This is a genomic window from Nonomuraea mesophila, from assembly GCF_004352805.1.
Lineage (GTDB): Bacteria > Actinomycetota > Actinomycetes > Streptosporangiales > Streptosporangiaceae > Nonomuraea > Nonomuraea longispora.
Window position 1 is genome coordinate 1 of the sequence record NZ_SMLD01000035.1, and the last position, 17,621, is coordinate 17,621.

Below are 17,621 nucleotides of genomic sequence, written 5' to 3' on the forward strand. Positions count from 1 at the left end.
CGACCCCCACACCCACCGTCCCACCCTCCCCGGACACCGGAATCTGAGCCCACCACAAGGCGCCCTCGAATCGGGCGCCTTTCTCTTTTCACGCCCCATACAACCGACCTCGCCGCGCATTGTTTTCGTGCACCCGATTTACGGATGCCGGCCTTTCGATGACCGCGTTTACGCTCCCTTTACAAAGAGTGACATCTTCACTACGTTGAGCAGGTCATCGCAGGTCAGAGGCGTTCGATCGTCTCGTGACAACGAAAGGCCGACAGCCATGCGCACCCTTTCCCGCATTACCGGAACACTCATGATCGGCGCCGCGATAATCGCGGCGACGGCCGCCCCCGCAGGGGCCGCTCCCACGATTCCCGGCAGCCCGTCCATTCAGCCGCCGAGCGCCACGTGTTTCGAGTTCCCCTACTTCGGCCCGAAGGGGCACGCGAACTTCGATTTCGGCAACGACATCGTCAGGCTCCTCGACGAGCGCGGCATCCGGGTGGAGGGCCTCGCCCCCATGCAGGCCAAGCCCGGCAACAAGGGCATCTACATGCCCATCGGGTGGAAGCAGGACCACATCGACCCGTGCAACGGCGTCTACTACCCCGGCGGGTTCGCCATCAACGACGTCAAGAGCGGGCACAGGGCCGCCATCCACGACATCTACCTGCGCCCCGACGGCGCGCACGCTCAGGTCGAGATCGACGGCCGGCCCCAGGGCGAGCAGCTCGTGGCCACCTACCGGCTGTCGGAGTTCGCCCCGTACGTTCCCACGCCCCGGCCGCTCGAAGGCGGCATCGGGCCCAAGCACTGGCCGTTCTACGTCAGCCCCTACCTCAGCCGGACCGTCAGGCGGCTCACCGGCATCCCGCTGAACGAGGGCGCCTACCTGGCCAACCTGGACGCGGTCGTCCAGTACGTGCCGTAGGGCGACCTCCCCTGACCTGAGATCCGCCCGGCCGTGCCCGCGGGCACGGCCGGGTGCCGGCGAAACGAGAGACAGATGCGAGTGACCAGCGCGAGAAGCCGGTGGACGTGGGCCGCCGCCGGCGGCGCCGCCATAGCCATGCTGACGACCACGGTGCTGCTCGGCCCCTCCATGCGGCCGGGCACGGCGACCAGCCACTGGGACGCCCCCGCGACCACCCGGGACAAGCAGGTCGACGCGACCGACCTGTACGCCTTCACCAGCCCCGAACGCCAGGACACGGTCACGATCGTGGCCAACTACATCCCCTTCCAGGTGCCGAACAAGCCCTACCAGTTCGACACCGGCGCCCGCTACGAGGTGCACATCGACAACACCGGCACCGGCCGGGCCGCCGTCACCTACCGGTGGACGTTCACCACCAAGGGGCTTCCGGTGCCCTCCTTGGTCCGCAAGCACCAGGCCGGGCCGGCCGACGCCCTGGTCGAGCAGAGCTACACGCTGACCAGGCTGCGCGACGGCAAGTGGGAGACGCTCGTCCGCGACGGTTATGTCGCTCCCACCGACATGGGCGCCCTGGCCGCGCCCGACTATCCGCAGCTGCGCCGCAAGGCCGTCCGTGACCTGCCGGGAGGGGGCAAGGTCTTCACCGGCACGGCCGCCGACCCGTTCTACTCCGACAACCACGCGGTCAACCTGCTCAGGTTCGGGCTGCCGTTCTTCCCGGTCAAGACGGGCGTGCCGCTCAACGTCAGCTCGCTGGCCCTGCAGATCCCCAAGTCGGAGCTGGCGCTCGGCGGCGACCCCGCGGCCAACCCCGTCATCGGCGTCTGGACCACCGCCTCCCGCAGGTCCAGCGGCGTGCTCGGCTCGGGGGAGGCCGGCTACAAGCAGGTCTCTCGGCTGGGCAACCCCAACTTCAACGAGGTCATCATTCCGCTGAAGCAGCGCGACCGCTTCAACACGCTGCGGCCCGACGGCGACGAGAGCGGCGGGCTGGTCGTGCCGTCCACGCTCGACCCCGGCCAGGCCAAGGTCGTCGCGAAACAGGCCAAGGTCGCGGCGCCGCCGGCCCCGCGCAAGGACCTGGAGGAGATCTACCTCACCGGCCTGACCGCGCAGGGCGACGGGCCGATCGACCGGGACCTCAACTCCCACCTGCTGAACCGGGACGTCTCGCGCATCGTCAAGGCGGAGGAACTGCGCCTCAACATGAGCACGCCCGTCGCCGCCGAGCCGGACAAGTACGGCCTGCTCAAGGGCGACGCGCAGGGCTACCCCAACGGCCGCCGCCTCATCGACGACGTCGTGACCGTCAACCTGCGCATGCTCCTGGGCGAGCCCGCGGGCCCCGGCGCTCCGAACCTCATCGCCGAGGACAACCCGGCATTCCTCTACAAACCCATCTCCGGCAGCTTCCCCTACCTGGCGCTGCCCGTCACCGCCGGCTGAGCCCGCACCGAGGACACCCGATCAGATGAGTCGTATACGGCGATCGTTGCCCCTGCTGGGATGCCTGCTGCTGGGATGCGTGCTGCTGGCCCTGTACGCCCCTGGCGGCGCCCTGCGCCGGGACGAACCGACACCCAGGAAGGCGGGGTGGTCGCCGTACGACCTGGCCGGGTCGATCGAGGACGCCCAGAACCGCCTGCGCCGTCACCCGGACGACGCGGCGGCCTGGGCGGGCCTCGGTTTCCTCTACCTGGAGCAGGTCCGCCGCACCGCCGACGGCGCCTACCACGCCAAGGCGCGTGGCGCGTTCGAACGTTCGATGCGCCTGCCCACGGGCGACGGTGAGCCGTACATCGACGCCGTGATCGGCATGGGCGCGCTGGCCAACGCCGCGCACGACTTCGCCGGAGCGGTCCGGTGGGCCGAACAGGCCCGCGAGGCCGCCCCCTACCGCTGGCCGCTGTACGGCGTGCTCACCGACGCCCACCTCGAACTCGGCCACTACCGCCAGGCCGAGAGCACGCTGCGGCACATGCTCGACGGCCGCCCCGACTTCGCCTCCTTCACCAGGGCCGCACGCCTGGAGCAGGTGCACGGGCGGCCGGGGCCCGCACGCGAACTGCTGCACCGCGCGTGCTCGATCGCCGGCGACCCCGCCGAATACGCCTTCTGCCAAGGGCAACTCGGCGACCTGGCCTGGGAAACCGGTGACCCGCGCTCCGCGCTCGCCGCCTACGCCGAGGCGCTGGCCGCCGATCCCGGGCACGTGCCCTCGCAGGCGGGCAAGGCCCGCGCACAGGCCGCGCTCGGCCACGTCGACCAGGCGCGGCGCGGCTACGCCGCCGTCGTCGCCAAGGCTCCGTCGTTCGTCGTCGAGTACGGCGAACTGCTCGAACACCTCGGCGACCGGGCCGGGGCCGGGCGTCAGTACGCCGTGTTCACCGCCCAGCACAAGCTCCTGGTCGCCGCCGGGAAGACCGACCACCTGGCCATGGGCACGTACGAAGCCGATCACGGTGATCCGGACACCGCGGTCCGGCACCTGCGGGCGGAGTGGAAACGGCGCCAGAGCGTCGAGGTCGCCGACGCCCTGGGCTGGGCGCTGCACCGGGCGGGCCGCCACGCCGAGGCCGCCACGTACGCCGCCCGCGCCGAAAGGCTCGGCGGGCACCGGGCGCTGTTCGCCTACCACCGCGGCGAGATCGAGCAGGCACTCGGGCACACCGCCTCCGCCCGCGCCCACCTGACCAGGGCCCTGTCCATCCACCCGCACTTCTCCCCGGCAGGGGCGGCGCGGGCGCGCAGGCTGCTGGCGGCGACGGCATGATCGCTCCTCTGGCCGCCCCTCTGGTCTCGGCGGTGCTGGCCGCGCATCCGCTGGGCAACTTCAGCGTCAACCACTACGACGGGCTGACGATCCACCGCGACCGGATCGAGCACGTCGCGATCGTGGACAGCGCCGAGATCCCGACCTTGCAGCAGCCGGTACGCGGCCCCGTGGACGCCCACGCCCGTCGCGCCTGCGCCGAGTTGCGCGACGCCGTCAGGGGCACGGTGGAGGGACGGCCGCTGGGCTGGCGGGTGACCGAGACGTCCTTCGCCTACCAGGCGGGGGCGGCGGGGCTGCGTACGAGCAGGCTGACGTGCCGCCTGACCGCGCCCTTGCGGGTGGACCGGCCGCTCACCCTCACCTTCGCCAACGCCCACCGCGCCGGCACCGTGGGCTGGCGGGAGATCACGGCCCGGGGGGACGGCGTGCGGCTCAGCGCCTCCAGCGTGCCCGCGCACAGCGTGTCGGGCGGGTTGCGCGACTACCCCGCCGACCTGCTCAGCTCCCCCCTCGACGTACGCCGAGCGCGCGTCACGGTGGAGCCGGGCGCCGGAGAAGCCGGGACGTCCGTGACCGTGCCGGGCGTGGACCTCATCACCCGCTACACCACCCTGCTGGCCGACCGGCTGAACACGCTGGTGGGCGCCGACCGGCTGACCGTGCCGCTCGGCATGCTGGCCCTGCTGCTGTCGCTGCTGCTCGGAGCCGTGCACGCGGCGATGCCCGGCCACGGCAAGACCGTCATGGCCGCTTACCTCGCCGGGCGTGACAGACGGCTGCGCGACACGGCCGCCGTCGCGGCCACGGTCACCGCCACCCATACGGCGGGGGTGCTGGTCCTGGGGCTGCTGGTCACGCTTACCGCGTCGTTCACGGGGGAGGCGGTGCTGAGCTGGCTCGGGGTGGCCAGTGGCCTCATCATCGCCCTGATCGGCGCCGGCCTGCTCCGCTCCGCCCGCCGCCGCACCCCCGCCCCCGGCTCCGTCCCCGGTCACGGGCACGGGCACGGTCACGGTCACGGGCACGGCCACGGGCATGGGCACGGCCACGGGCACGGGCGGCGATCGGGTGGGGTGGTGGCGCTGGCCGTGGCCGGCGGGCTGGTGCCGAGCCCGTCCGCCCTGGTGGTCCTGCTCGGCGCGGTGGCACTGGGACGTACCGTGTTCGGTGTCATGACCGTCGTCTGCTACGGGCTCGGCATGGCGCTCACGCTGCTGGCCGCCGCGCTCGCTCTGCGCAGGCTGGGTGACCTCACCCTGGTGGGGCGGCTGCAGCGCCTGCGCCCCTACAGCGCCACGATGACCGCCGCGCTCGTCCTGCTCGTCGGCACGGGCGTCACCCTGCGCGCGGTCGCCGCCCTGGTGTGACCGTCCCACCGGGCATTCACCAGGACGGCCTCAGCAGCGCCGCGAGGTCGTCCCACCGCGCCAGCAGCAGTCCCGCCACCGCGCCCAGAGTTCCGGCAGCCGCGCTGATCACCAGGTCGGTGGGGTCGTTCGCCAGCGATCCCACCAGCCCGAGCAGGGACGCCGCGACGAGGATCAGGTTGCGCACCACGTGCGCCACGCCGACCGGTGTCGCGGAAGGGCCGAAGCAACGGCACGGCACCGGGGCCGGCCTGCGGGCCACCGCGCTCACGGCCACGGTGAAGCAGCTCAGCAGCACCGCCGCCAGCGCGAATCCCGCCGTCCCGGCCCAGCGTGGCGGCGCCAGGACCAGCACGATCACCGCGGTCTCCGCCACGGTGACGGCCACGGCGGCCATCGGGACGACCGCCCGGCCGACCACGGCCATCTCCTTGAGCGACCCGACGAACCCCTCCCAGGCCCGGCGTCCGCAGACCTTGCCCGCCAGGGCGAGCGCGAACACCGTGACCAGCAGCAGCCTGCTCGCCACCTCGACGTACTGCATGATCGATCACTGTTCCCCTCGTGGAGGCAGAGACCTGATGACCGCCACCACGTGAGAGGCGGGCAGCAGGCCGAAGTGCCGGGAGTCCACGCTCCGGCCCGGGTTGTCACCGAGGACCGCGACGCGACCGGCGGGTACGGGACCACCGCCCAGCACAGCGGGCAGCCGTTCCCCTTCGCAGGCGGCCAGCCGCTTGACCAGCAGCGGCGGAGCGAGGTGCGGGTTGCGCACGATCACGACGTCGCCCGTCACACCCCGGGTACGCCGGGCCAGCAGCCGCTGCCCTGGACGCACGGTGGGCTCCATGCTGACGCCCTCGACGGTGACCGTGACGAACCGCCCGCGCAGCCACACCAGGGCGGCGACCACCACCAGCACGATGCCGGCCATGTATCTCATCCGATGTGCTCCGTGACGTAGCCCGCGGACTGCAGGGTGAAGAGGTCGGCGTACGGGCCCCGCAGGTCCATCAGGTCCTCGTGCCGCCCTCGCTCGGCCACCCGCCCCTCCTTCAGCACGACGATCAGGTCGGCGTCGCGCACCGTGTTGAGGCGGTGCGAGATGAGCAGGCCGGTACGCCCTGACCGGCCGGCGCGCATCCGGACGTGGATGTCGTGTTCGGCCTCCGGGTCCAGCCCTGAGCTGGGCTCGTCGAGGATCATCAGGTCGGGCCCGTCGCGCAGCAGCGCGCGGGCGATGGCGATCCGTTGCCACTGCCCGCCGGACAGTTCGACCCCGGTGGACGCGGAGTCCTCGTCGCCGTCGCTGAAGAAGAGCCGGGTCAGCAGAGTCCGGTAACCGCGCGGCAGCGCGACGAGCGCATCGTGGATGCCGGCCCGCCGCGCGGCGGCCTCGATGTCGGGCCCGGAGTCGATCAGGGGAAGATGCCCGAGACCGATGTTCTCGGCGGCGGACAGGTCATAGGCCATGTGGTCCTGGAAGACGGCGCTGATCCGGGCGCGCAGGTCCGCGGGGTCGCTGTGGCGCAGGTCCACGCCGTCCCACAGGATCGTGCCCTTGGTGGGGTCGTAGAACCGGCACAGCAGCTTGACCAGGGTGCTCTTGCCCGCTCCGTTGAGCCCGACCAGGGCGACGGTGCCGCCGTACGGGATGAACAGGTCGACGCCGCGCAGGATCCACGGGTGGTCGTCGCCGTACCGGAACCACACGTCGCGCAGTTCGATGCCGCGCCGCAGCGCCGGCAGCCGGGCGGTGGCCGCGACGGGCAGGTCGGGCGGGGCGTGGGTGACGTCGAGGTAGTGGCCGAACATCCGCAGGCTCTGGGCCATCTGCGCGATCATGTGCACCATCGTGTTGAGCCCCAGCTGGGTGCCTGCCACCGCACCGATGAACATCACCACGTCCCCCGCGCTGATCCTGCCTTCGCGCGCCACCAGGCCCGCCCACACCAGCCCGCCGCCGGCCACCAGCGCGGCCAGAAGTTCGAGCGCGCCGTTCGTGGCCAGCCGGCGCAGGTCCAGGCGGCGCTGGGCGCGGTTGACGCCCCTTCGCTCGGCCAGCATCCGCCCGCGCAGGAAACCGCCGATCCCGAACAGCCGGACCTCCTTGGCGGCCTGGGCGCCGGTCAGCAGCTGGCCGTAGAAGAACTCCCTGCGCTGGGACGGGCTGGTCTGCCACATCATCGTCGTGTACTGCCTGGCCAGACGTAGCTGGGCGGCGAGCGCGGGCGCGAGCGAGGCCAGCACGATCACCGCCATCCACGGGTTGATCAGCGCCAGCGCCCCGAGGAACCCGGCGACCGTGAGCGCGGCCCTGCCGACGTCGAAAGCGGATCCGAGCAGCCCGTGGCAGTCGGTGGTGGACTGCTGCGCCAGGCGCAGCCGGTCCAGGAAGGCGGGGTCCTCGAAGTAGCGCAGCCCGGCGAACTTCCCGGTGGCGGCGAACAGCCGATCGGTGGCGCGCAGGCCGACCGCCCTGCCCAGGGCGCCGTTGGCGTAGGTGGACAGGCTCGGCAGCACGCCGGCGGCCAGGCCACTGGCGGCCAGCCCGAGCGCCGCGCCGAGCACGGAGCCGCGCTCGGCGTTCAGCGCGTCGAGCAGCGCCTTGGTGAACCAGGCCGTGGCGATGGGGACCGCGGCCTGCGCCAGTGTGGCGCCGACGTAGCAGAGCACCGTCGCGGGCGCGCTGCGCCAGGCCAGCCCTGTGACGGCGGCCAGCGTACGCGGCCAGGACCACTCAGCCACGGGCGGCGGTCAGGGCCAGCACGTCGGCCAGGTCGTGGCCCGTCGCGAGCACGGTCCGGCCGTCGTCGATGAGGAAGACTCTGGGGAAGGCCGCCACCTTGAACGCCTTGGCCATCGACCCGCCGTCCGGGCCGGCCGTCTCGACCATGGCGGCCGGTTCGAGCAGCTCGCGCATCGGCCCGGCCTCGTCGCGGAAGCCGGCGATCACGGCGATGACCTGTTCGCGCGGCATCGTCAGGGCCAGCTCGGCGAACTTGGGGGCCAGCTCCTTGCAGGGCGCGCACGACGGGGAGAAGAAGCCGACCAGCGTACGCCCGCGCAGCCGGGACCCCGCCTCGAACTCCGGCACCGTCTCACCGGGCAGGAGCGAGGGCGGTGGAGCGCCGCCGGCCTGCTCGTACAGGCCGTTGAGACGCTCGGTGTGCTCGCGCAGCCTGCGGATGATGCCCAGGCCCAGCGCCAGGTTGAGGACGCACAGCACGGCCAGCACCACCACGGCCGCCCACAGCGCGTAAACCATCACGATCTCCTCATCGCGGAACGGAGGGCCGGGCCTGGTCAGAGGCCCGGCCCGTGGGTCACGACACCGGACCGGCGTCTAGCAGTAGGACCAGCCGTTGCACCTGGTCCCCGTGTTGTAGGAGCAGCACCTGCGGTACTGGCACCGGCCACCCATCACGGTGCGATATTCCTCCCAGCAACTGCTGGCCGAGGCCTTGACCTGGGGGACGAGTCGTTCGACGAGCCGATCGGTGAGTCTGGTGAGCACCCGCATGACGTCCTGCCTCCTGTTGTCCGTCAGCAACGGACCCAGCCGTTACATCTCGTCCCGTTGACGTACTCACAGCACCAGCGCTTGTAGCACTGCTGCGGCTTGTCGTCCCACTGCCAGTAGCACCCCAGCGCCGAGGCCTTCACCTGCGGGACGAGCCGGGCGACCAGGCGGTCGCAGAGTCCGTGTAAGGCGTGCATGAGCCCTCGCTTCCTGTAGGACGGGCCTTCTCCTGGCAGCCTCACCCGGACGTCTCAGTGATTTCTCAATGACTCCTCAGTGACTTCTCCATGCTGTTGCGCAGCCATGGCACGAAGTCGATCTCCCCTGGCTACGCTGGGAACTCATGTTGATTCGGTTGCTCGGACCGGTGGAGCTGGAGCGCGCGGATCAGACCAGTGCGGTGCGCCCTCCCCAGGCCGCGCTCGCACTCGCCGCGCTCGCCTGGGAGGTCGGCCGGGTCGTCCCCGTCGAGACGCTGCTGACCCGGATCTGGGGCGAACGGATCCCGTCCGGGGCGCGGAACACGCTGTACACGATCATCACCCACCTTCGCCACGACGTGCTCGGCGACGACGGCGACGTGCTGCGCAAGCTCGGCGGCTACCTGCTCGACGTGGACGAATCCGCCGTGGACCTGTCGCGGTTCCGCCGGCTCACCGGGCGGGCGGCGGCCGTACCGGATCCTCGGGAGCTGCTGGACGAGGCGCTGGCGTTGTGGCGCGGTGACCCGCTGACGGGGCTGCCGGGCGAGTGGGCCGAACGTGCCCGCCGGCGGCTGCGGGAGGAGCGCAAGGAGATCGTGCTGCGGTGGGCGCGTTCGGTGACCGTCGCCGACCCGGGAGCCGCGGTGGCGGCGCTGTCGCCGCTGGCGGAGGAGCACCCGCTGGACGAGCTGGTGGCCGTCGCGCTGATCGAGGCGCTGCACGCGTCGGGGCGTACGGCCGAGGCGCTGACCTGCTTCGCCGGCGTACGCCACACGCTCGCCGAGGAGCTGGGCGTCGAACCCGGTACGGCGCTGCGCCGGGTCCATCGCATGTTGCTACGGAACGGCGAGGTGGCCGAGGCCGAACGTCCGGTTCCCGCGCAGTTGCCCGTCCAGCTCGGGTGTTTCGTCGGCCGCAGGGCCGAGCTGGAGGAACTGGCGGCCGCCGGCGCCGTCTGCGTGATCTCGGGACCGCCGGGGGTGGGCAAGTCGTCGCTGGCGCTGCGCTGGGCCCACCTGCACCGCGACCGGTTCCCCGGCGGGCAGCTCTACGCCGGCCTCGGCGCCCTCGACTCCGCGGGTGCCCGCACGGTGCTGCCCCGCTTCCTCGGCGCGCTCGGCGTCCCGGAGAGCCAGGTCCCCTCCGGCGTCGAGGCGCAGACCGGGCTCTATCGCAGCCTGGTGTCCGACCGCCGGGTGCTCGTCATGCTCGACGACGTCCGCGGCGCCGACCAGGTCGCTCCGCTGCTGGCCACGGCGCCCGGATCCCTCACGGTGATCACCAGCAGGTCGGAGCTGCCCTCGCTGTCGGTCACCGTCGGCGCTTCCCTCCTCCATCTGGACGTCCTGTCCCGCGAGGACGCCCGCGACCTGCTGGCCGCCCGGGTCGGCCCGGCCCGCCTGGCAGCCGAGTCCGAGGCCGCGAATCTGATCATCGACAGGTGCGGCCGCCTGCCGCTGGCCCTGGCCATCGTGGCGGCACGGATGGTACGGCGCAGCGACCTGCCCCTGGCCGAGATCGCCGCCGACCTCGAAGGGGCGGAGACGGACCTCGAACCGTTCGCCGACACCGACCCCGCGATCGACCTGCGCGCCGTGTTCGCCCGCTCCTACCGCGACCTGGACGAGGAGGCGGCCCGGCTCTTCCGCCACCTCGGCGCACAGGCCGGCCCGCACTTCTCGCTGTCCGCCGCGGCCAGCCTGGCCGCCCTGCCCGTGGAGCGTACGCGGAAGCTGGTCGACCACCTCGACCGAGCCAACCTCGTCGACCTCTCCACCCACGGCCGGCTGCGCCTGCACGACCTGCTGGGCGCGTACGCGGCCGAACAGGCCCGCGCCGCCGACGGCCGCACCGTACGGCGCTCCGCCACCCGGCGCCTGCTGGACCACTACCTGCAGTCGGCCTGCGCGGCCAGCGCCGTGTGCTATCCGCACCGCGAGCACGTCACGCCGGACCCGCCCGTCCCCGGCGTCGCCGTGGAGCGCTTCGCCGGGCGGGCCGAGGCCCTGCGCTGGTACGCCGCCGAGTCGGTGGCGCTGCCCGCGGTGGTGTCTGAGGCGGCCGAGGCCGGGCTGGACCGGCACGCCTGGCAGCTGGCGTGGGGGTTCGGCGAGTTCATGCAGCGCCGTGGCCACTGGGAGGAGATCCTGCGCGTCGAGGCGGTGGTGCTGGGCGCCGCCGAACGGCTCGGCGACCGCGTGGCGCAGGCCGGCAGCCACAGCCGCCTGGCCCGCGCCCACGCCGGGCTCGGCCACGACCAGGAGGCGGTCGGGGACTTCGACCAGGCCATCGAGCTCCACCGCGACCTCGGCGAGCCCGTCCTGGAGGCGCATCTGCACCTGGGCCTGACGGTGCCGGTCAGCCGGGTACGCCCCGGTGAGGAACTCGGCCACGCGCTGCGCGCCCTGGAACTCTTCGAGGCGGGCGGAGACACCATCGGCACGGCCCGGGCGCTGAACAACGCCGGCTGGTGGCGCGCCCAGCTCGGTGCGTACGACCAGGCGCTCACCGACTGCAGCCACGCGCAGCGCATCCTGGCGGACCTCGGCTACGCCCAGGGCGAGGGGCACGCCTGGGACAGCATCGCCTACGTGCTGGACGCCATGGGTGACCACCCGCGGGCGGTGGCCGGCTACGAGCGGGCGGCCGAACTGTTCCAGGAGTGCGACGACCTCCGCCCTGCCGGGCAGACGCTGGTCCGGCTCGGGGAGACGCACATGGCGGCGGGCGACACGGCGGCCGCGCTGGACGCCTGGAAGCGGGCCGTGGAGTGCTACGACGCCGTCGGGGACACCGCGGCCGAGGCGGTCCGTGCCCGCTGCGCGGCACTGGGCCGCCCGTGAACCCGCCACTCACACCGGACCGACGACTTCGGGCGCGCCGGTCCTCGGGCCGGGGACCTTCGGACGATCACCATTCGGCGAGGCCGCCGTCGTCGCGGCGCCAGATGGGGGAACGCCAGCGGTGGCCGGTCTCGGCGGCGCGTTCGACGGCGGCGGTGTCGATCTCGATGCCGAGGCCGGGGCCGGTCGGCAGCGGCACGTGCCCGTCGGCGTACCTGAACACCGACGGGTCCACCAGGTAGTCGAGCAGGTCGGCGGGCTGGTTGTAGTGGAGGCCGAGGCTCTGCTCCTGGATGAGCAGGTTCGGGGTGGCGAAGCCGGTCTGCAGGCTGGCGGCCAGGGCGATCGGGCCGAGCGGGCAGTGGGGGGCGACGGCGGCGCCGTAGACCTCGGCCAGGGCGGCGATGCGCCGGGTCTCCGAGATGCCGCCCGCGTGTGAGACGTCCGGCTGGGCGACCGCGATGCCCGCCTCCAGCGCGGGGCGGAACTCCCAGCGCGAGTACAGCCGCTCCCCCGCCGCGATCGGGATGCTGGTGGCCGAGGTGACCGCGGCGAGTTCGGCGGTGAGCTCCGGCACGACGGGCTCCTCCACGAAGAACGGCAGGTACGGCTCCAGCAGCGGCAGCACGCGGCGGGCCATGGGCAGGCTCAGCCGGCCGTGGAAGTCCAGCGCGATGTCCACCTCGTCACCGACCGCGGCGCGCACCGACGCGAGCCGGTCCACGATGGCCTTGACGGAGGCCGCCGTGTCGATGGCGCGCAGGATGCCCGCCGCGTTCATCTTCAGTGCGGTGAACCCGCCCTCCACCAGTTCCACCGCCGCGTCGGACGCTTCGGCGGGCGAGTCGCCGCCCACCCAGCCGTACACGCGCACGCGCTCTCTGACCGGTCCTCCGAGCAGCCGGTGCACCGGCACGCCGTAGGTCTTGCCGGCGATGTCCCACAGCGCCTGGTCGATGCCGGCGACCGCGCTGGACAACACCGGCCCGCCCCGGTAGAAGCCGCCCCTGGTGAGCACCTGCCAGTGGTCCTCGATGCGCAGCGGATCGGCGCCGACCAGGTATTCGGACAGTTCCGCCACGGCCGCGGCCACGGTGGCCGCCCTGCCCTCGACCACCGGTTCGCCCCAGCCGGTGATCCCCTCGTCGGTGTCGACGCGCAGGAACAACCAGCGGGGCGCCACCAGGTAGGTCGTGAGCGAGACGATGCGCATGAGTCCCTTTTCGATCGGTCGCGGTCCGGCGGAAGTCCAGATGATCCGGTTCAGACGGTTCCGGCGGTTCCGACGGTTCGGGCGGTTCGGGCCCAGTGGTCCGGTTCAGGTGGTCAGTTGGAGTCCTTCGTGACGCTCCAGCCCCCGTCGACGGTCAGCGAGGCGCCGGTGATGAACGACGCCTCGCCGCTGGCCAGGAACGCTATGGCGGCGGCCACCTCGTCGGGGCTGCCGAGCCGCCCGGCCACCGTGGCGCGGGCCGAGCGCTCCCGGCCCTCCTCGTCGATGCCGTCCCACGTCCCGGTCAGGATGGGGCCGGGCACCACCGCGTTGGCGCGTACCTCGGGGCCGTACTCCACGGCGAGCTGCCGGGTCAGCGAGAGCAGCCCGCCCTTGGACGCGGCGTAGGCCGGGCGGCCGGGGAGGCCGAATCCGGCGTGCACGCTGGAGACCGCCACGAGGGCGCCGCGAGCCTGCCGCAGCTCGCCGATGAACGTACGCGCGCCCAGGTAGAACCCGCCGAGGTTGACCGCGAGCTGGGCGTTCCAGTCGTCCGGCCCCACCTGGTCGGCGGGCCCCTGCCGCACCAGGTAGGCGTTGCCGACGAGTACGTCCAGCCGCCCGAACCGGTCGAGGACCAGCGTGCGAAGGTCGTCCCAGGCCCGCGGCGAGGCCACGTCGCACTCGGCGTACACGGCCTCGGGGACGGAGTCCGCCACCTGCCTGCCCGCCGCCTGGTCGATGTCGGCGACGACCACCGAGGCTCCTTCCGAGGCCAGCCGGCGGACCGTGGCGGCGCCGATGCCCCGCGCGCCACCCGTGACGACGGCCGTCCGCCCCGCGAACCTGGTCATCGCACGCTCACCTCCGCCGCCGACAGGTAGGATCCGCCGCTGGCCCGGCTGCCCTCCAGCCGCACGTAGCGGGCGTCGGCCGCCTCGAACGAGGCGCTCTTCTTCCGCGCGTCGGCCGCCCACGATCCGCTGGTGACCTCCGTGAACGTGCGGCCGTCGGTGCTGAGGTAGACCTTGTAGTCGAGGATCGTGCCGTTGAGGTTGCCGTCGAAGCGCGGCTGGTAGTCCAGGGCGCTGATCTTCTTGGTCTCGCCCAGGTTGAGGGTGATCGACTGGGGCAGCGGGTGCGGCGGCTGATACTCCGAGTGCCAGAAGGTCGCGATGTCCTCGTCCACCGCGAGTTCGGGGCCGGAGCCCGCGTGGAAGCTGGTCGCGTACACCTTCGGCTCGACGCAGTCCTCGGTGACGGTGACCGGGAGCTCCCGCTGCTCGCTTCCGATCGTCACGGTGACGGTGTGCTCGCCCGGTTCGGTGTCCCTGGGCGCGGTGACGGTCACGACGACGTTCTTCGCCTGGCCCGCGGGCACGTCGAGGGCGGCCTCGGCGGGTGTGGCGGTGAGCGGCTCGGACGCGCTCACGCGGACCGGCCGCGACAGCGGCGCCGTGGTGTTGTTGACGACCCTGGCCATCACGCCGGCGGTGCGCACGGCCAGCTCGCAGTGGTCGAGCGCGAGCTTCGCCGGGATCACCGACTGCTGTTCGTCGCGGGCGGCCCCGAGCAGCGCCCATCCGAACGGCTCGTCGGCGTAGTAGGCGTCCCGGCAGTCCCGGTCCGCGGCGTGCGAGCGACCGGCGTCGAAGTCCGCCTTGCAGTCCGAGACGTCCGGCATGTCGGTGTCGATCGCGGCTTTCAGCACGTCCCCCCTCGCGAAGACGTACCCGCTGTGCCGGCGCGCCTGCGCGTCGCCGCGCTCGAAATAGGCGTCGGTGTAGGCGCGCGGCCCGGTCAGGTCCGCCCAGAACGGCTGCGGCTCGCAGCCGATGGCCTGGTCCTCCGCCGGTACGGCGCAGCGCCCGGCGCGGAAGTCGCCGCCGAGCACGGTGACGCCGTCCTCCCGGGCGAGACGGTCGGCGAGCCAGGCCGAGGCCGGCGCGGGATCGCCCCCGGGGTGCGCGGCGACCAGCGGTACGCGCAGCGTGCCGTCCCGCCGCGCGGCCACCACGTGGGCCTGGTCCTCGTCCTGCACCCGTTCGAAGCCGCCGCGCGCGGCCACCGTCATCGTGCCGGTGTTCAGGATGATCGCGTTCTCCCTGACCGCGCCGTCGGGCAGGAAGGCGGAGCGTTCACCCGCCACCTCGGCCCGGTAGCGCTGCCCGGTGGCCCGGCTCAGCGCGCTCGCCAGATGCCGGGCGCCGGGGCCGAGGACCTCGGTGAGCAGCAGGGCGTCCGGCGCCGCGGGCACCTTCCCGGCCAGCCGCCTGGCGAAGTTGTCCAGGTCGCGGGTGTCGCGGGCGTCCGCCTGGCGTACGGAGTCCTGGAGGTTGGCCTGCACCACCAGGACCTGGCCCGCCGGCGTGGCGGGCAGGCGGGCGGAGACGGATCCCGCGGCGGACGCGGCGGGCATCGCGAACAGGCCCGAGCAGATCGCCACCGCTGCGGCGGCGTGGAACGTCCTTCTCATGATCCAACCTCACATGTCCTGGAGGGCCGGGCGGCCGGATTCGACGACGAACGACCTGCGCACCGACGCGGCGCCGCCGGCCGTGGTGACCTTGTCCACCACCACGTAGTCGGTGGTCAGCGTGTCGGCGTCGGCCCGGCAGCGCACGTATCCGCGCTGGCTGTTGAAGAACTTCAGGTGCGGGTTGGCCGCCAGCCATTCCTGGCCTCCCGGCGTGCTGTCGGAGCCGTCGCCGCCGGAGGTGATCGAGGTGCCCACGAACTCCACGCCCACGTTCGGCGAGCCGGGGTCGGCGAAGTCGGCCTTGAGCTCCGCGGCGCAGTTGACGTGGGCGTCGCCGGTGAGCGCCACCGGGTTGGACACGCGGCGCTCGGCGATGCCGGCCCACAGTCGCTCGCGCGCGGCCGCGTAGCCGTCCCAGGAGTCGGGGTTGAGCTGCTGCAGCCCGGGGTCGGTGAGCCGGTCGAGCTGGAACATCATGACCTGGTTGGCCAGCAGGTTCCACGTGCTCGACGAGCCGGCGAGCTCCTTGAGCAGCCATCGTTCCTGCTCCTCGCCCAGCATGGTGCGGGACGGGTCGAGCCGCGCGCCGATGTCGATCGGGCTGCGGAACTGCCGCGCGTCCAGCACGAAGAAGGTCGCCAGCCGCCCGTAGCCGACCCGGTGGTGCATCGCCATGTCGGGCCCGACCGGCAGCGCGGAGGGACGCATCGGGTTGTTCTCGTAGAAGGCGCGGAACGCGGCGGCGCGGCGGCGCAGGAAGTTCTCCGGGGTCGCGCCGGTGGGCGACCGGTCGGCGCCCCAGTTGTCCTCCACGTCGTGGTCGTCGAGCGTGAACACCCAGGGGGCGGCGGCGCGGGCGGCCTGCAGGTCGGGGTCGGTGCCGACGAGCGAGTGCCGCAGCCGGTACTGCGAGAGGGTCTGGACGAGCTCGCCGTGCGCGGGGGACAGGGACGTGCCGCGCTTGCCTCCGGTGGCGCCGATGCCGTTCTCGTAGATGTAGTCGCCCAGGTGCGCGACGAGGTCGAGGTCCTGGCCCGCCATGTCGCGGTAGGCGGTGTAGAAGCCGGCGTCCCAGGCCTGGCAGGAGGCGAAGGCGAAGCTCACCGGCACGGCCCGGCGGGGATCCGGCGCGGTCTTGGTGCGGCCGACCGGGCTGTCGTCGGAGCCGGCGGTGAAGCGGTACCAGTACGCCCGGCCGGGGCGCAGCCCGCGCACCTCCACGTGCACGGCGTGCGCGAGTTCCGGGCGGGCGGTGGCCACGCCCCTGCGGACGACCTTGCGCATCCCGTCGTCCTCGGCGACCTCCCAGCGCACCGGCACCGGGGTACGCGGCATACCGCCGAACCCGTCGTCGGCGAGCGGTTGAGGGGCGAGCCTGGTCCACAACACCACACCGTCGGGGCGGGGGTCGCCGGAGGCGACGCCGAGGGTGAACGGCGAGGAGGGCAGGGCGGGTGAGGAGTCGGTCCAGCCGCCGGGCACCTGGGCGACGGCGGCCAGCCCGGCCAGCCCTGCGGCGTAGGCGAGCATGCGCCGCCTGGACGTCATGTGGGGGGTGGTCATAATGCGGCTTCGTCCTTTCCGGCCTGCGCGAGCAGGTCTCGCATGGCGGATTCGGCGGCGTCGGGATCGGCGCGGCGCACCGCGTCCAGGACCGCCCTGTGGGTGGCGGCGAATCCGGTGCGCTCGCCGCCGGCGTGCACCAGGCGGTCCCGCGCGTACAGCGCGGCGGCGATCACCACCTGGAGGCAGTCGAGCACCTCGTTGCGGGCGGCGGCGAGCAGCGCGCGGTGGAAGGCGATGTCGGCCTCGGTGTGCGCCACGGGGTCGGCGACGGTGCCCGCCATGCGGGCCAGCGCCGCTTCCAGGATCTCCAGGTCCTCGTCGGTACGGCGCTGCGCCGCCAGGCGTGCGCCGGCCGGCTCCACCACGGCCCGGACCTCGGCGAGGTCGCGGAGCATTCCCTCGTCACCGCGCTGGGTGAACCGCCACCGCAGAACGTCGGGATCGAGCATCGACCACTCGGCGCGCGGCCTGACGAACGTGCCGCGCTTGGGCCGCGCGTCCACCAGCCCCTTGGCCGCGAGGGTCTTCAGCGCCTCCCGCATGACCGTGTGGCTGACGCCGTAATGCCTGGCCAGGGCGGTCGGGTCGAGGGTTCCGCCGGCATCGGGATCGCCCCCGAGAATGCGCCGGCCCAGATCCTCGACGACCTCACCGTGCATCCCACGCCGTGGATAGCTCAAGGCCGCACATCCCTTCCGATCCCCTTGTGAAGATGATAAAAGCATA

Annotated in this window: 15 protein-coding genes; 5 read left to right on the forward strand and 10 right to left on the reverse strand. The window is 72.8% G+C overall.

Annotated features, from left to right (window positions below):
• Positions 1 to 301 precede the first annotated feature (301 nt).
• From E1295_RS15885 to E1295_RS48715, 4 genes are all read left to right on the forward strand, one after another.
• Positions 302 to 919 (forward strand): hypothetical protein, encoded by a 618-nt coding sequence (locus tag E1295_RS15885; RefSeq protein WP_132631049.1) that lies wholly within the window; start codon positions 302 to 304, stop codon positions 917 to 919.
• A 75-nt stretch (positions 920 to 994) separates the two neighbouring features.
• Complete coding sequence (locus tag E1295_RS15890) at positions 995 to 2,371, forward strand: DUF4331 domain-containing protein (RefSeq protein WP_132631050.1); 1,377 nt, start codon at positions 995 to 997, stop codon at positions 2,369 to 2,371.
• A 46-nt stretch (positions 2,372 to 2,417) separates the two neighbouring features.
• The gene (locus tag E1295_RS15895; RefSeq protein ID WP_166427250.1) at positions 2,418 to 3,698 is read left to right on the forward strand and encodes a tetratricopeptide repeat protein; all 1,281 of its coding nucleotides are present in this window, start codon (positions 2,418 to 2,420) and stop codon (positions 3,696 to 3,698) included.
• A complete protein-coding gene (locus E1295_RS48715) occupies positions 3,695 to 5,068 on the forward strand; it encodes a High-affinity nickel-transporter (protein ID WP_166427251.1) in 1,374 nt (457 codons plus the stop codon). The genes E1295_RS15895 and E1295_RS48715 overlap by 4 nt, the downstream gene beginning before the upstream one ends.
• A 16-nt stretch (positions 5,069 to 5,084) precedes the next feature.
• Here the strand turns inward: E1295_RS48715 and E1295_RS15905 are convergent, their stop codons facing one another.
• The 5 genes from E1295_RS15905 to E1295_RS48720 form a co-directional block, all read right to left on the reverse strand.
• Positions 5,085 to 5,612: a MauE/DoxX family redox-associated membrane protein gene (locus E1295_RS15905; RefSeq protein ID WP_132631052.1), complete on the reverse strand. Its 528-nt coding sequence runs from the start codon at positions 5,610 to 5,612 to the stop codon at positions 5,085 to 5,087.
• A gap of 6 nt (positions 5,613 to 5,618) precedes the next feature.
• Complete coding sequence (locus tag E1295_RS15910; RefSeq protein ID WP_132631053.1) at positions 5,619 to 6,011, reverse strand: S26 family signal peptidase; 393 nt, start codon at positions 6,009 to 6,011, stop codon at positions 5,619 to 5,621.
• A complete protein-coding gene (locus E1295_RS15915) occupies positions 6,008 to 7,816 on the reverse strand; it encodes an ABC transporter ATP-binding protein (protein WP_132631054.1) in 1,809 nt (602 codons plus the stop codon). The genes E1295_RS15910 and E1295_RS15915 overlap by 4 nt, the downstream gene beginning before the upstream one ends.
• A complete protein-coding gene (locus E1295_RS15920; protein WP_132631055.1) occupies positions 7,809 to 8,336 on the reverse strand; it encodes a TlpA family protein disulfide reductase in 528 nt (175 codons plus the stop codon). Before E1295_RS15920 ends, E1295_RS15915 begins: the two co-directional genes overlap by 8 nt.
• Positions 8,337 to 8,414: 78 nt before the next feature.
• A complete protein-coding gene (locus tag E1295_RS48720) occupies positions 8,415 to 8,591 on the reverse strand; it encodes a hypothetical protein (protein WP_166427252.1) in 177 nt (58 codons plus the stop codon).
• Positions 8,592 to 8,934: 343 nt separating this feature from the next.
• On the opposite strand from E1295_RS48720, the gene E1295_RS15925 reads away from it, so the two are divergent.
• Entirely contained in the window at positions 8,935 to 11,637 is a 2,703-nt protein-coding gene (locus E1295_RS15925) for an AfsR/SARP family transcriptional regulator (protein ID WP_132631056.1), read from the forward strand.
• Positions 11,638 to 11,704: 67 nt separating this feature from the next.
• Here E1295_RS15925 and dgoD read toward each other — a convergent pair whose 3' ends face one another.
• The 5 genes from dgoD to E1295_RS15950 form a co-directional block, all read right to left on the reverse strand.
• The gene (dgoD, locus tag E1295_RS15930) at positions 11,705 to 12,850 is read right to left on the reverse strand and encodes a galactonate dehydratase (protein WP_132631057.1); all 1,146 of its coding nucleotides are present in this window, start codon (positions 12,848 to 12,850) and stop codon (positions 11,705 to 11,707) included.
• Between the two features lie 113 nt (positions 12,851 to 12,963).
• Positions 12,964 to 13,704 carry an SDR family NAD(P)-dependent oxidoreductase gene (locus E1295_RS15935; RefSeq protein ID WP_132631058.1) on the reverse strand — a complete coding sequence of 247 codons (741 nt, stop codon included), beginning with the start codon at positions 13,702 to 13,704 and terminating at the stop codon, positions 12,964 to 12,966.
• Positions 13,701 to 15,326: a discoidin domain-containing protein gene (locus E1295_RS15940; RefSeq protein ID WP_132631059.1), complete on the reverse strand. Its 1,626-nt coding sequence runs from the start codon at positions 15,324 to 15,326 to the stop codon at positions 13,701 to 13,703. Before E1295_RS15940 ends, E1295_RS15935 begins: the two co-directional genes overlap by 4 nt.
• A 9-nt stretch (positions 15,327 to 15,335) precedes the next feature.
• A complete protein-coding gene (locus E1295_RS15945; RefSeq protein ID WP_220448736.1) occupies positions 15,336 to 16,892 on the reverse strand; it encodes an alkaline phosphatase D family protein in 1,557 nt (518 codons plus the stop codon).
• Positions 16,889 to 17,575 carry a FadR/GntR family transcriptional regulator gene (locus E1295_RS15950; protein ID WP_246080071.1) on the reverse strand — a complete coding sequence of 229 codons (687 nt, stop codon included), beginning with the start codon at positions 17,573 to 17,575 and terminating at the stop codon, positions 16,889 to 16,891. The genes E1295_RS15945 and E1295_RS15950 overlap by 4 nt, the downstream gene beginning before the upstream one ends.
• Positions 17,576 to 17,621 lie beyond the last annotated feature (46 nt).